This window comes from Chitinophagaceae bacterium, assembly GCA_007695095.1.
Classification (GTDB): domain Bacteria; phylum Bacteroidota; class Bacteroidia; order Chitinophagales; family REEL01; genus REEL01.
Genome location: REEL01000172.1, coordinates 1 through 15,124, shown reverse-complemented (window position 1 = coordinate 15,124; position 15,124 = coordinate 1). Strand labels below are relative to the sequence as shown.

The window sequence follows — 15,124 nt, the reverse complement described above, 5'->3', positions numbered from 1 at the left end:
TAATAATTGTTAAAAAAGGAATTATACATGAAATATATAAACTATAAAAAGACTATTTTTATTTTTATCTTTTTCATAATTAACTTATTAAGTTTCAAAGAAAATAAAGCAAACGAAACTATAGCAAGAGAATGGGTAGAAATTTTGTTGGAATCTATTAGAAATGATTTTGCAAGACCAACTGTTCATGCCAGGAATTTATACCATACATCAGCAGCTATGTACGATGCCTGGGCAGTATATAATAATTATAGTAATACATATTTTCTCGGTAAAGAAGTAAATGGATTTTTTTCTCCATTTGAAGGAATTGTCATTCCTGAGGACAAAAATTCGGCAATTCATAAAGCGATTTCTTATAGTTGTTACCGGATAATCAAACATAGGTTTCAATTTTCCCCAGGAGTTTTTACTATTTATTCGAATATTGACAGTTTGATGAATCATTATGACTATGATATCAATTTTACTTCAGTTGATTATATCAATGATGGTCCGGCTGCACTTGGGAACTATATAGCTCAACAAATTTTAGCCTATGGCTTACAAGACGGATCAAATGAAGCAAATAATTATGAGAATCAATATTACATCACTTTACACGACTATATAGAGCCGGAATTACCCGGCAACCCTAATATGCTTGATCCTAATGTATGGCAGGGTATAAGCTTATCTAATGCCGTTGACCAGGCAGGTAATCCATTGCCTGAAGACCCTCCTCATTTATCACCTGAATGGGGGAATGTAAATACATTTGCAATGCATGATTCTGTCAAATCTACTTTTATTAAAGGAAGTGATACATTTCATGTATACTATGATCCGGGATTTCCTGCATTGCTGGATACTTCAATACATAGTGGGATTGAAGATTTTTATAAGTGGAACTTTGTATTAGTTTCTGTTTGGCAATCACATTTAGACCCGGCAGATAGTGTAATGTGGGATATTTCTCCTGCTTCTATTGGAAATATGCCTTTAGATTCATTACCTCAGACTGAAAGTGATTACTTAAATTTCTATAATTTTTTTGATGGAGGGGATTCAAGTCCCGGTCATTCTATAAATCCGGTAACCGGTTTGCCTTACGATCCTCAGATTGTTCCAAGAGGTGATTATGCCAGAATATTAGCTGAGTTCTGGGCTGATGGTTTAGATTCTGAAACACCACCCGGCCATTGGTTTGAAATATTTCTTACGGTTTCAGAACATCCTTTGTATGAAAGAAAGTGGATGGGAATGGGTGATACACTTGGTTTTTTGGAATATGATGTCAAAGCATTCTTGTCGCTTGGCGGAGCATTGCATGACGCGGCTATAGCTGCGTGGAGTATTAAAGGCTATTACGATTATGTTAGACCGGTATCAGCTATTCGTTATATGGCCGATAGAGGACAATCATCCGACAGCACATTAAGTAATTACCATCCGGCAGGTATGCCAATAATACCCGGTTATGTTGAGGTTGTCGAAATCGGAGATACTTTAGCCGGACAAAATAATGAACATGTCGGAAAAATTAAACTTTACACCTGGAGAGGACCGGACTATATACAAGATCCGGAAACTGACGTAGCCGGAGTGGGTTGGATATTGGCTGAAAACTGGTGGCCCTATCAACGACCTTCATTTGTTACACCTCCATTTGCAGGTTATGTGTCAGGACATTCAACTTTTTCAAGAGCTGCAGCAGAACTAATGACTTTAATGACAGGCAGCGAATATTTTCCCGGAGGAATCAGCAACTTTGTTGCTCCACAAAATAATTATCTTGAGTTTGAGCAAGGTCCCAGCACCGATATTATTCTTCAATGGGCAACTTACAGAGACGCTTCTGATCAGTGTAGTTTCTCAAGGATTTGGGGTGGCATACATCCGCCTATTGACGATATTCCGGGCCGGTTTATCGGTAGAGAAGTAGGGATAAATGCTTTTAATCATTCTAATGAAATTGTAAATGCAACAAGACCATTTGTTACATCTGTTAATAGCAGTAAAAGCTTTTTAAACGCTACAGATACCGGACTTCAGTTTTATGTTGACATAATTTTTAATCAAAGTATGGATACTTCTACAAATCCAATATGTGGATTTATCGGCATGAACCCTCTTAATAATTCAATTACTTTAATTGATTCAGTTTGGACATCAAGTTCAGTTTATCAACTTCAATTTGAGTTGTTAGCAGTTGATACTGTTTTTCCGAATATTTATTTGCAAATTAAAAATGCTTTAAATTTAGACGGAATTACACAAAATCCTTATATAGACTATAATCCCTTTATTATTAACACTAAGGTACCTTATATTACTTCCATACAGTCAAATTATGAATTGATAAGTGAAACAGTTGCAGACAGTATTTTAGAATTATATTTACAGTTTTCTGCAAAAGCTGATACATCAGTCTTTCCATCAGTAAGCTTTTACCCGGATTTAAGCCAAACACTTGCAGCAGCAAATTCTTATTGGCTAAATGACAGTATATTTGTTTCCACATATTCTATAGTAGATAATAATGAAACAATAGATTCAATTTTTATTGAGCTAACAGATATGGTAGATTTTGCCGGGAACATGATGTTGCCATTTGATACTTCAGGTATATTTTCAATAGATACCCGAAAGCCTCAGTTGACAGAAAGTGTTATTAATAAAGACCTGTTTAATATTAGTGATATAGGAAGTGGAACTATACAATTTCAATTTGAGTTTGACAAACCCATGGAAACTACATTTGTACCTGATTTAATTTTTTCTGATTATGGATTGACAACCAATATTTTACAAAAAAACAATAATCAATCACAATGGATGAATGATTCAACTATTTTTATAACCTACAATTTATTGAACTACCCGTATGAATCTTTTGATACTGATGTGATTTTAAGCAATTTCAAAGATTCAGGCGGCAACAGTCTTTTGCTAGATACACTTTATTCATTATTAAATATAGACACGAAACGTCCGGATATAGCTCAAATAGTTCCTGAATTTGAATACATTTCCAGTCTGCATTTTGGTCCTTATGGCTTTGAGATTCTGTTGGTTTTTTCTGAAAAAATGAATTTAAATCAAAAGCCGGTAGTACAGTTAAGTCACGATATTTATGATGTTTCAGGCTCAGTTCAATACAATATTTTCGAAAGCGAGTGGGATACGGATTCAATATTTAAGGCTGTTTTTATTGTTCACGATCAACAAATTGAGGTATATGATTTAAATATAAATGTCAATTTTGCTGAAGATGTTGCCGGTAATAATCTGCTGCCTTTTGGGAAAGGTAATATTGTTCATTTGGACACCCGGGTTCCTCAGGTGTTACATTTAACCTCCAGTACTTATTCTATTCTAAGTCCATATGAAATGGTTTATATAATGGCAATATTTGATGAAGATATGGATACCAATACAGAGCCTGAAATTAAATTTATAGTAGACGGAGTGTTAAATAACAGCATTTTATTATTTAATAATTCTGAATCATACTGGTTAAATGCACAAACCTACAGAGCTGCTTATCAAGTAGCTAATAAAGATTTTTATGCTCCTGATATAAGTCTTATAATTAATGGAGGTACAGATATAGCCGGAAATGAGGCAAATTGGCCGGATTACAATAATTTTTTTAGTGCGGATATAAAAGCTACTTCAGTTTATGAAATTAATAAATCACTTGACTTGAAACTTTTTCCTAATCCTTTAAGTATACATGAATCGCTTCATATTCAATCAGATGTATTGCTTAACTATATGATAGTTAAAATGTATGACGCTAAAGGTCAGTTGCTTTTTAAAAATGAGTATACCGAATTTTTAAATACAACGTACACTTTTAGTGATGTCAGCCCAGGGTTATATTTTTTCAAATTGAATACCGGTGAGAAACATAAAACAATTAAAGTTTTAATTTTATGATAGTTATCAACATTAAAAAACTAAACTTTATACAGAGAATTTTTAGAAACTCTTTAGTAATAGTGTTTTTTGTGACAAGTATATTTTCTTTTGCAAAAGCACAAACTTTTACAGATGTTGCATCTCAATATGGAATTAATGTACAATATCAAAATGTAGATCAATGGGGTGGGGGTGTCAGTTTTTTTGACTTTACCAATAATGGATGGGATGATCTAACCTTTGTAATGGAAGATGATTCCATATTGTTTTATGCAAATAATGGAGGTACATTTACAAGATTACCTTCCTTTTTATACGGAAGCGGTAATGTTAAGCAGGTTATATGGGTAGATATTGACAATAACGGACATATGGATTTGTTTGTAATAACCAGAGGTGCTCCATACAGATTATATAAAAATGATGGGAATTTTAATTTTACTGATATCTCGCAACAAGCAGGCTTGGGTTATTCAATGAGTGATTCTTACGGAGTTTCTTTTGCTGATTATAATAAAAACGGGTTTCTCGATATCTATATAGCAAAGTATGAATGGGCATATCCGGATCATCTTTTAGATAAAAACAATCAGTTATATCGCAATAACGGTGATGGTACATTCACAAATGTCACTTTTCAAGCTGGTGTTGGAGATGGGGTAAAGCCTTCTTTTCAGGGTGTCTGGCTTGATTACAATAACAATGGATGGCCTGACTTATATGTTATTAATGATCGGGCAGTTTCAGGAAATAGTCTATATAAAAATAATGGAGATGGCACATTCACTGATGTAACACTCAGCTCCGGAACCTTATTAATGTCTCAGGATCCAATGACAACAACCGTAGGCGACTTTAACAATAATGGCTTTTTAGATATTTACATGACAAATACCGGCCCGAATGGGAAAGAGGGTATGTTGTTGGTAAATAATGGAGATGAAACTTTTACTGAATCGGCTTCTCAATATGGTGTTAATATAGACAAATGGTCATGGGGTGCGGTTTGGATAGATTATAATAATAATACCTTTCAGGACTTGTTTGTATGTACTTCTTTTATAAATGAAAATAAGCAACCGGTAACCAATTATTTTTATGAAAATATACAGGCAGACACATTTTATTTAAGAACAGATAGTGTATTTCCGGGTATTACTCCACAAAGAAGTTATGGAGTAGCAAAAGGTGACATCAATAATAATGGATTTTATGATCTTGTGGTCCATAACAGAGCTCCTTACAATGCAAACTTATGGGAAAACTCAGCTGATTCCGATAATCATTACATTAAAATTTCTCTTCAGGGAACCGTGTCAAACAGAATGGCAATTGGTTCATGGATAAGAATATATGTAGACGGGAATATGTATTCTCATTATACACTTTTAGGTGAAAATTACGTAAGTCAAAGTTCTCAGCATCATATATTTGGAATGGAACAATACAATTCCGTTGATTCAATAACTGTATTATATCCCAGTGGGCACACGGATGTATATTATAACCTGAGTGTTGATACCCATTATTTTTTTATTGAAGGAGAAACAGAGATAATCTCACTTTCAGATGAGGGGTTCATTTTGCTATGCCCCGGAGACAGCATTGAATTGGATGGCGGTAATTTTAAAAACCATGAATGGAATACGGGACACCAAAGCAGATATAAAACTATTACTGATGAAGGAATATTTTGGGTTGACGCTTATAATGAGTTTGATGTACTTGTGCGAAGTGATACAGTTGAAGTATATCTACTGGAAATGCCTGAATTAGATATAATAAAAACAGATGTAAGTTGTCATGGGAACAGTGATGGAGTTGTGACTATTAATTTTAACAACACTTTTAGTTTAGATTACAATTTATTGTGGCAAACAGGCGATACTGGTTTAATCCTTGATAATTTGGAAACAGGGGTTTATGCTTTTACATTTATTGGTCATGAAAGTTGCGAAATTGTTGATTCGGTTTATATAAACAGTCCTCAATATATTGATATACAAATGTTGACAAATCATGAATACACAAACTCAAAAGGTGGAATAAATGTACTTGTAAATGGCGGTGTTCCACCATATACAATATATTTAGATGATTTGCTTGTTGAAAGTTTTCCAATTGAAAATCTGGATAACGGTCAATATTTATTAACAGTTTTTGATGCTAATAATTGTTCCGATACTGTTGATATTGAAATTTTATACTTATCTCAAAATGATTTTCAATCAAATAGTGATATAGTGTTGTATCCCAATCCCATTCGCAGAGGCTTACCTTTTAATATAGACTTTCCTCAAAATGACACAAAGTCAAGAGTAATTATCTATGATATTTATGGCAGGAAATTGTTTGATAATGATATTGAATACCAGAGTTTAATATACACAGATACTTTTACCGGTGGAATTTATTTGGTGGAGTTTTTTATAAAAGGGAAAAAATATACATCCAAACTAGTAGTATACCAATCAAATTAACCATTTCCAGATTGTATAATTAGCAATTACAATTAAACAAACCCCTGTTATATTCATCCAGAATCCTTTTTTTAACATAGCAGAAACAGTGACTCTTTCACTTCCAAAAATAATTGTATTAGGTGGAGTTGCAACTGGCAACATAAATGCAAAAGAAGCTGCGATCGTTGCAGGTAGCATCAAGAGGTGAGGTGGTATATTCATATTAGCAGATAATACGATTAATACCGGTAATATTAATTGAGTTGAAGCAGTATTAGAACTAAATTCAGTTATAATAACCATAAATATACAGATTACTAAGACGATTAAAATAATAGGTAGATATTCTAAAAAAATAAATTGTTCAGCTAAATAGTTTGCCAAACCACTTTCCTGAAAACCCTTTGCTAATGCAAAGCCACCTCCAAAAAGAAAAATAACATCGATTGGTAACTTTTTTAATTCTTCTTTAGTAGCTAATTTTTCACCTTTTTTATTTTTAGATGGGATTAAAAATAATAAGGCTGCAATAAATACTGCAACAGTACTATCTAGTATTAAATCGCCAAAGGGTAAAAACTCTGACCAGCCGGGGATTTCTATACTTCCTAAGTTCAGACCTGCACGACTAAACCAAAGAATTACAAGTATAAAAAAAAGTAGCAGTATTATTTTTTCTTCAAAACTTGTTTTACCTAAAGATTTTAATTGTTTTTTAAAAATATTTCCATCTATATCTAAATTAATATTAATCACCTTGTTAAAATAAAAAAACATAATAATTAAAAACAATAGGCTGACAGGAAAAACTAATATAAACCAATCGGCGAAACCTATACTTTTTAATTCCGGGAAATTTTCTGCATATAAGGCTGCAAATATTAAATTAGGAGGCGTGCCAACCAATGTAGATGCCCCGCCAATTGATGCAGAATAAGCTATTGCTAACAATAGACCGGAAGCAAAGATATTAGCCTTTTTTATGTCAAGCATTCCATCCATTTGGCTTATTAGAGCCAATGCAGGCGCTAGAAGCATAATGGCAGTTGCACTGTTAGATATCCACATTGAAAGTATAAAAGATGATAACATAAAACCTGCTAAAATCTTCTTTTTGGAATATCCTATGTTGTTTATGAGTACTAATGCCATTCTTTGATGCAAACCCCATCTTTCGATTGTAAATGCTACTAAACAGCCCCCTATAAATAAAAAAATAACCTGGTTGAGATACTGTCCCGCAACATCATCTGTAGACATAATCCCTGTCATAGGGAATAAAAAAACCGGCATTAAAGCTGTAATTCCTAAAGGAACTGTTTGAAAAATCCACCATGATGCCATCCAGATTATTATGCCAAGCATATAATTCAATTGCATATCATCAGCATCAAGAGGAAATAGTAAAATAGATAAAAGACCAATTAGAGGTCCTGCAATGATTTTAAATAAGTATATTAAAGATTTTATAACTAATTTAAAATACATTGAATGGCTAATTTTAAATACTCTTCAACAAGTCCATCAGTCCAAATTTCCTACTTTTATCTTTAACTACTAAAAGAGGCATTTCAATATATTTTTTCATGAGTGACTCTGTAATATTACCTAATAAAAAAGAGGCTGTACCTGATTTTCCTTTTGCGCCTATGATTATTAAATCAGCCTGTAGATACTTGGCCAGATTGTATATTATTTGAACTTCATGATGCCCTTTTTCATCCCGAAATGAAGAAGTTATCTCTATGCCTTTAGTATCAATGTCTTGTAAAAACTTTTTGTAATCAACTTTTGCATTTTCTTCCATAAGTTGACGAAATTCTTCATAACTTTTACCGGTTTTATAATATTGATCCGGCACTGAATAGATATGCTGAATAGCTATTGAACACTTATCTTTTGATTTTAAGGCAATTTCAATTCCTTTTTTTACGGATAACTTAGAGAATTCTGAAAAATCCGAAGGGATTTGTATTACCTTAAGCTGGTATAGCATTTCATTATCAGGGACAAATAATACACAACATTTTATTTTTCGGGTTAAATGCTGAGATGTTATACCTGAGCCTCCTTTTTCCTGTTTATGGCCAACTACAAGCAAATCAACATTTTTTGCCTCTGACCACTTATCAATTACTTCTAAAGGTTTTCCCTCTCTTACTTCAAACTTAACATCTACATTTTCGGGAGTTTTAAAAAACTTAGATGCTTTGTCTTTTAGTTGTTGTTTCAAAACTTCATCCGCGGGTTTTTGTAATTCCGGAAACTCTTCACGAAATTTCTTCGGGAATTCATCAAAATCTATTGCATGTATAAAGTATACAACTTCAGGTCTGATAGTTTCTGCAAGGAATGAGGCATATTTTAATATCCTTTCATCCATTACAGTATTATCCAAAGCAACCATTATTCTTCTGTAAAAATTTGACATTGATTTATTTTTAAGAACTCAAAAATAAGCGAATATTTTTTCTCAGCTAATTATAAAAGTAATTTCTATGTAATTTTTTTAAAAAAACCTATTTGGCTTAACCAACTCATTAACAGGAGACTTATAGAGCATATCTCTAATTAGCTGAAAAGCAAAAAAAGGAGACAGCGTAGCACCTTTACTTCCCATCCCATTTAAGATAAAAAGATTTTTGTGTTTCGGATGTTGTCCAACAATAGGTCTACGATCCGGTGTAGTTGGCCTGAAGCCATTCCAGTGCTTTGAAATAATGTAATTATCCGGCATAATGGCATTTGCTTTTTCTATTAAAAAGTCAACTGCTGCCTGAGTATTTTGTGTACTTTTATCTGTATTGCTATATGTTGATCCAACACGAAGCAGTCCATCAGGGTGCTTAAAAATAAATATCTTTTTGTGATATAAATAATCAGAATGTCCGGACAGTTTGCCCTTTAGCCCTAAAATTTCTCCTTTATTAGACATTACCGGCAATTTAGAAAAATAAGGATTATCAGAGACTTTTATTCCCGTACAGTCTAAAATAGCATTGTAGTCTTTGCCCTTGTACTCAACTTTACCATTAAGTAATTTAAGATCATTCCAGTTAAAGCTTTCATTCAGGTAATTACAATTGTTTTTTGCATGTTGTTTTGCCTGATTCAGTAAATTATTTATATCTATGAATCCACCTTGACGAAAAAAGGCTCCTTTTGAATTTTCTTTCAAATAAGCTGGAAGGGAGTTTCTTAATTCAGAATCAGTACTTATCAAATGCCGATAATTTGGGTCTGCTGATTTGGCGTATATATCATTCTCTTCAGCTTCATCTCTGAAAAGATGGTAGATAGGTAGAGAGTAAAGGAATTTATTTCCGTAGAAGTTTTCACAAGACTTATAATACGAATGTGCGAATGGAAAAACATTGTCACACAACCATGTTTTACTGAGATTTCTACCCGTAAGAGGGTTTAGCATTCCGGCTGCAACATGTGAGGCAGAAATAACATTATCATCTATAATTAAAGGCCTAATATTGTACCGTAGTGATAGCTGATAAGCATTTATAGCTGAAAGTCCACCTCCAATAATTAACAGCTTAAAATCAGACATTTAGTTTTTTTTAATAGTTAACATTTTCTCAATTTGAGCCACTTTTAATTTTTTGCACTGAAAAAATCATTTTGTAGTAAATAATCTAAATAATTTATAGTTGATTACAACATTAGTTAAATGATATATTCGATATAAAAGTTTTGTCAAAATCAATCGAATAAAATGAACAGATTTAGAATTCGTTTATAAATGGATGTGAGCATGTAGGTTTTTAAAGGTATAGAATCATAAGTAAAGCTAAGAAATTATCTTATTTATACTTAAATAAAAGATGAATGTACGAATCATCTAAAATCCGGCATATCTCTCTTTTTCCTATTTTTAAACTGGGGTTGAGGTATAGGGGGATTTTCAAAAACGTCCTCAGCTAATTCAGGGAAAGCATCTTCTACATATTTCCACATATTATCTTTCAATTTATATCCTTCGTAAGAACCATCTGGAATATATGTAAAATAAAGACCTTTATTATTCGGATTCGGAGGAATAAGGTGGTCAAATATTACCATATTCATTTCTCTATTGAAGTTTAAAGTAGCTGTCGCATCTCGTGTATACTCAATAAAAAAACGATTTAAAGTTTGCTCTTTGTCTTGTTTAGATTGAATAATCGGAGCCCCAAAAACTATTTCCTGTGTGTTTTCATCAAAATGCATTATTTCCATCAACTTCATTTGACTCATATAGTCTTTACCGACAAATCCAAACAAGGTATAATAGTCCTTTCCATTTGCCTGGACATGTTTTATATTATAATATACAGCTCCATGCCATTGCAGATTGGATAAAATTTCCTGAGTGTGATTTTCCAATGAATCTCTAAAATCAACTAAAGGAATCAACATTAGGTTTCCGTCCTCGGTATTAAACTGAACAGAACCAAAATATCTGGATGTCAAATCATCAAATAATACTTTCCATGTAAAAATCCGAAAACGGTTGTCCGGTGCATTTAAAACAGATATATTATTTAAATTACTAAAAGAATAATCAAAAGAATAGGGAGTTCTTAGCGCTTTAACTAAATGAGGAATAAAATTATGGCTTGCCTTAAGTCGATCTCCTTCTTTTTCGGCACGCTGAACTTTCAGCGCAATTTTTTCAAGACTGTCTTCAAATTCATACATCAATTTCAAATCATTTGAATCAATGCGGATTTGACTTTGCTGTGCAAATAAAGATCCACTTGTATTTACTACAAACAAGCAACATAAAAAATTTATCAATAGAACTAAGCGCATAAAAGAATAACTTTAATAATAAGCTAAACGATGTTTTTTAAAAACTGTTATATGCGTTTCTATTAAGTTTGCATAACACCTGAATTAAACTTTCTCTCGATAGGGGCATTATTGGCTGCTTCTATACATGTTGAAATGATTTTTCTACTTGCCGCCGGATCTATTATATCATCTACCCACAATCTGGAGGCAGCATAATAAGGGGTAGTTTGTGTATTATATCTATTGGTAATCTTTTCCAATAAAGCTTTTTCATCTTCAGCAGTTATAATTTCATTTTTTGCTTTTAAGGAACTCACCTGGATTTGCAAAAGTGTTTTAGCTGCCTGCTCGCCACCCATTACAGCTATTTTTGCAGAAGGCCAGGCAAAGATAAATCGCGGATCGTAAGCTTTTCCACACATTGCATAATTACCTGCTCCATATGAATTTCCGATAATTAAGGTAATTTTAGGCACCACACTATTTGAAACGGCATTAACCATTTTAGCGCCATCCTTAATAATGCCACCATGTTCGCTTTTTGTCCCAACCATAAAGCCGGTTACGTCTTGCAAGAAAACCAAAGGAATTTTCTTTTGATTGCAATTCATTATAAACCGGGCTGACTTATCAGCTGAATCTGAATAAATTACACCACCAAATTGCATTTCCCCTTTAGCATTTTTAACAATTTTTCGCTGATTGGCAACGATTCCTACGGACCAGCCGTCAATTCGGGCATAACCGCAAACAATTGACTTTCCGTATCCTTTTTTGTATTCTATGAATTTTGATTCATCAACTATTCGCTTTATAATATCAATAGTGTCATATTGCTTCGCATTTTTCTCCGGAAAGATTCCATAGATTTCTTTAGTATCGTGCTTAGGAGGTAATGACTTTTCCCGGCTAAAACCTGCTTTTGGTCTTTCACCCAATTTATCTATTAAATCCCTGATGGTTTCTAAGCAAGTCTTATCATCCGGCATTTTATAATCTGTAACCCCTGAAATTTCAGAGTGAGTTGATGCTCCGCCTAAGGTTTCTCCATCTGTATTTTCACCAATAGCTGCTTTTACAAGATAAGGTCCGGCTAAAAAAATAGAACCCGTATTTTCAACTATCAGCGCTTCATCTGACATAATTGGTAAATATGCCCCACCCGCGACACAACTGCCCATGATAGCTGCTATTTGTGGAATCCCTTCAGATGACATCATGGCATTATTTCTGAACATTCGTCCAAAATGTTCCTTATCCGGAAAAATTTCATCCTGCATAGGCAGAAAAACTCCTGCACTATCCACTAAATAGATGACCGGCAATTTATTCTCCATTGCTATTTCCTGAGCTCTAAGGTTTTTCTTTCCCGTTATTGGAAACCAGGCTCCGGCTTTTACTGTAGCATCATTAGCAATAATCATACACAACCGACCTTTTACACGTCCAATGCCGGTTACTACTCCACCGCCCGGGCATCCTCCATACTCTTCATACATTTCAAAACCGGCAAATGCTCCAATTTCTAATAAAGAAGTATTTTTATCAATAAGGTAATCAATTCTTTCTCTGGCAGTCATCTTTCCCTTCTTGTGCTGTTTCTCTATATTCTTCTTGCCACCCCCCAGAAAGATTTTATCCAAATGTTTTTTTACCTGTGAAAAAAGTAATTTATTGTAATCCTCATTTTTATTAAATTCTATGTTTTGCATGCTTAGTAGGTTTATGAAATATATTAATCTGCAAAAGTAAAAATTTTGAAGTGATATTTTGCCTGAATGAAATAAAGTATTTGAATGGAAAAACTTGTTTAACAATAAGAAGTTTATTTATCTTTGCGTCGGCAAGTTTGGTACGACCAGCTCCCGCTGAATCCCCCAGGTCTGAAAGGAAGCAAGGGTAGGCGGTCGTAGCGGTGCGATATTCAAACTTGCCATTTTTAATTTAAGCTAAAATCAAACAAAATGAAGTTTTTTATAGATACTGCAAATCTGGAACAAATTAAAGAAGCTCATGAACTGGGTATACTTGATGGTGTGACTACTAACCCTTCCTTAATGAGTAAAGAAGGAATTAGCGGACAAAAAGATATTTATAATCACTATATTAAAATTTGTGAATTGGTTGGTGATGGTGATATAAGTGCCGAAGTGATTGCAACTGATTTTAAAGAAATTGTAAAAGAAGGGGAGGCCCTGGCCGATTTACACCCGAATATAGTCGTAAAGGTTCCCATGATTAAAGATGGTATTAAAGCTATAAGGCATTTTACCGATAATGGAATTAAAACAAATTGCACTTTAGTTTTTTCTGCCGGTCAGGCAATTTTGGCTGCTAAAGCCGGAGCAACTTATTTATCTCCTTTTATTGGTAGGGTGGATGATATAAGTTGGGATGGAATAAGATTGATTGAGCAAATATCTCATATCTATTCAATGCAGGGTTTTGAAACCGAAATTTTAGCTGCTTCTATAAGAAATCCTCTACATATTGTTAAATGCGCTGAAGCGGGCGCTGATGTTATTACGTCTCCCTTAAATGCAATTTTAGGACTTTTAAATCATCCTTTAACAGATATTGGCCTGGCCAAATTTTTAGAAGATCACAAAAAGCTTAACGGCTAACAGGCCAATATTACAAACATTCATTTAGATTTTAAAAAATATTTTTCAAGCTTTTTCAAACTTATATTCTCCGGGTACGTAAAAAAGGAAGATTGATTATTAAAAACTTCCTAATGAATGAGTACTACATATATGCTGTTGACGATGATCCAATTTATCATACTTTGGTTAAAAATGCACTTAAGAACGATACTTACAAAATAGAATGCTTTTTAACCGGTGATGAAGCCATAGAGAACTTAAACGTCAGTACAAATGAAGTTTCAGCTATCATTTTAGATTATGAAATGCCCGGTAGAGATGGTATAAGTATTTTAAAATGGATTAAAAAGCAAAAGAAATTCAGACACGTACCGGTAATTTTACTTACCTCTAATAAAGATAAAGAAAACATAAGAAATGGTATTAGCGCAGGAGCATACTATTACTTAACGAAACCCTTTAAAAAGAGTGTTTTAATGTCATTGGTGCGCTCGGCATTAAATGATTTTAAGTATAAAGACCTTTATGTAAAAGAAAGTAAAAATCAACCAAACCCTTTTATAGAATATGAAAGTGGGATAATAAGCATAAAAAAGGTGAGTGAAGTTCCTTTAGTTACTTCCTGGCTGGCTGATGCATCCAAAAATCCTAATGAAACCATGACTGTTTCTGAGTTAATCATGAATGGGATTGAGCATGGAAATTTGAATATTTCTTATGATGAAAAAACGATGCTTATTGATGAGGAGAGACTGTATAGCGAAATAGAAAGAAGAAGTCAATTGCCTGAAAACAGAGATAAACATGTCGAGCTGAAGTTTAATAAAGGCAGTGATCAACTGCATGTCACCATCAAAGACCAGGGAGATGGTTTTAACTTTGAAAAATATCTGTTTTTTGATGAGAATAGGATATTTGACAATCACGGAAGAGGAATCGCAATTGTAAATTCATTTTTGGATATAAGATATTTAGGAAATGGTTCTGAAGTTATCGTTAAGTTTGATATAAAAGATACAAATGCCGCTTTATCCAAAAAAGAGACATTTCTGAAAGCCAGTTAAGTTTTAACTTTCATATAGACTGATAAAAAAGGATAAGGAAACTTATCCTTTTTTTTGGTTTACACCTACATAACATTTAATTGTTTACATTAAAGTAATAAATAGATAATATGTAAAACTGGACTTTGCCCATAAAATGAAGCTATTTTGTAAAAAAAACTATGGGAAATTTTTACATTAGCTTTTCTACATCAAAAATCAAATCACATAAATTTCTTTTTTTATTCAACAGGTTAAAATATGGACTTGCTTTATGTTTGTTTATTTTAATTTTTAACCTATCTGCAGACCTCAATGC

Annotated in this window: 9 protein-coding genes; 4 read left to right on the top strand and 5 right to left on the bottom strand. The window is 33.2% G+C overall.

What is annotated here, in order from left to right:
* The first annotated feature begins 27 nt into the window (after positions 1 to 27).
* Together EA412_14185 and EA412_14180 are read left to right on the top strand one after the other, a co-directional pair.
* Positions 28 to 3,924, top strand: a complete 3,897-nt coding sequence (locus tag EA412_14185; GenBank protein TVR76170.1) for a T9SS C-terminal target domain-containing protein — start codon at positions 28 to 30, stop codon at positions 3,922 to 3,924.
* Positions 3,921 to 6,386, top strand: a complete 2,466-nt coding sequence (locus tag EA412_14180) for a T9SS C-terminal target domain-containing protein (GenBank protein TVR76169.1) — start codon at positions 3,921 to 3,923, stop codon at positions 6,384 to 6,386. Before EA412_14185 ends, EA412_14180 begins: the two co-directional genes overlap by 4 nt.
* On the opposite strand, the gene EA412_14175 is transcribed toward EA412_14180, so the two are convergent.
* The 5 genes from EA412_14175 to EA412_14155 all read right to left on the bottom strand — a co-directional run bounded on the left by EA412_14175 (position 6,378) and on the right by EA412_14155 (position 12,868).
* Entirely contained in the window at positions 6,378 to 7,856 is a 1,479-nt protein-coding gene (locus EA412_14175; GenBank protein ID TVR76168.1) for an SLC13/DASS family transporter, read from the bottom strand. The genes EA412_14180 and EA412_14175 overlap by 9 nt on opposite strands.
* Positions 7,857 to 7,869: 13 nt before the next feature.
* Entirely contained in the window at positions 7,870 to 8,799 is a 930-nt protein-coding gene (locus tag EA412_14170) for a universal stress protein (GenBank protein TVR76167.1), read from the bottom strand.
* A 78-nt stretch (positions 8,800 to 8,877) separates the two neighbouring features.
* The gene (locus tag EA412_14165) at positions 8,878 to 9,930 is read right to left on the bottom strand and encodes an FAD-binding oxidoreductase (protein ID TVR76166.1); all 1,053 of its coding nucleotides are present in this window, start codon (positions 9,928 to 9,930) and stop codon (positions 8,878 to 8,880) included.
* 287 nt (positions 9,931 to 10,217) lie between these two features.
* Positions 10,218 to 11,138: a hypothetical protein gene (locus EA412_14160; GenBank protein ID TVR76165.1), complete on the bottom strand. Its 921-nt coding sequence runs from the start codon at positions 11,136 to 11,138 to the stop codon at positions 10,218 to 10,220.
* A 98-nt stretch (positions 11,139 to 11,236) separates the two neighbouring features.
* Positions 11,237 to 12,868, bottom strand: a complete 1,632-nt coding sequence (locus EA412_14155) for an acyl-CoA carboxylase subunit beta (GenBank protein ID TVR76164.1) — start codon at positions 12,866 to 12,868, stop codon at positions 11,237 to 11,239.
* Positions 12,869 to 13,120: 252 nt separating this feature from the next.
* Between EA412_14155 and fsa the strand changes: the two genes are divergently transcribed.
* Both fsa and EA412_14145 read left to right on the top strand, forming a co-directional pair.
* Complete coding sequence (gene fsa, locus EA412_14150) at positions 13,121 to 13,780, top strand: fructose-6-phosphate aldolase (protein ID TVR76163.1); 660 nt, start codon at positions 13,121 to 13,123, stop codon at positions 13,778 to 13,780.
* 113 nt (positions 13,781 to 13,893) lie between these two features.
* Complete coding sequence (locus EA412_14145) at positions 13,894 to 14,826, top strand: response regulator (protein TVR76162.1); 933 nt, start codon at positions 13,894 to 13,896, stop codon at positions 14,824 to 14,826.
* The last annotated feature ends 298 nt before the right edge of the window (positions 14,827 to 15,124 follow it).